Annotated in this window: 1 protein-coding gene; it reads right to left on the minus strand. The window is 41.9% G+C overall.

Features of this window, described 5'->3' with window-relative positions; genetic code table 11:
• The coding region (locus ACT3SX_RS15315; RefSeq protein WP_444761849.1) for an IS3 family transposase at positions 1–866 on the minus strand (866 nt) is incomplete at both ends.

Consider the following 866-nt stretch of genomic DNA (forward strand, 5'->3'; position numbering starts at 1 on the left):
CTTTGTCTGACTCAGTAAGACTATCATAGTATCGTCTCTCAAACTCAAAAGGCGACACATAACCAATCGTACTATGAATGCGAGTTTTGTTAAACCAATCGACCCATTCAAGGGTTGCTAATTCAACATCGCTCACACCTTGCCACTGCTGTTTTAAATATTCAATCACCTCTGTTTTATAAAGCCCGTTAACCGTTTCAGCCAATGCATTATCGTATGAATCACCGGTTGTACCAACAGATGCAATAACGCCAGAATCAGCCATCTTATTAGTATAGCGAATGGATAAGTACTGAACGCCGCGATCACTATGATGAATCACATCTTTTGGGTTATTTCTGTTTGCAATGGCTTGATTTAACGCTGCCATCACCATATCCGTGTTCATACGATTTGATACTTTCCAACCAACGATAGCGCGAGCAAACACATCAATGATAAAGGCAGTATAGACCCAACCACTCAATGTTTTAACGTAAGTAAAGTCAGCAACCCATAGCTGGTTAGGGCGATGGGCATTAAAGTTACGATTAACTAAATCATCAGCACGCTTTTGATCATCACGAGACTTAGTGGTTACCTTACCCTTACCTCGCCAAATACCCTGCATACCATGCTGACGCATTAACCGCTCTACAGTGCAACGTGCAGGATGTACACCTTCGTATTTCAACTGTTTCCAGACTTTACGAGCACCATAACGGCATTTGCTGTCCTTCCAAATACGTTTAATCTCATTAAGATAGAAGTCGTCATGCTGGCTACGCTGTGAACGCTTTTCAGGATTTTCTTCTAGCTCTTTAGCACGATAGTATGTGGATGGAGCAATCGGTAATACTCTACAGATTGGCTCGACTCCATATTGT

This window comes from Psychrobacter sp. AOP31-B2-9 (genome assembly GCF_052378005.1).
In the GTDB taxonomy this organism is placed as follows: domain Bacteria; phylum Pseudomonadota; class Gammaproteobacteria; order Pseudomonadales; family Moraxellaceae; genus Psychrobacter.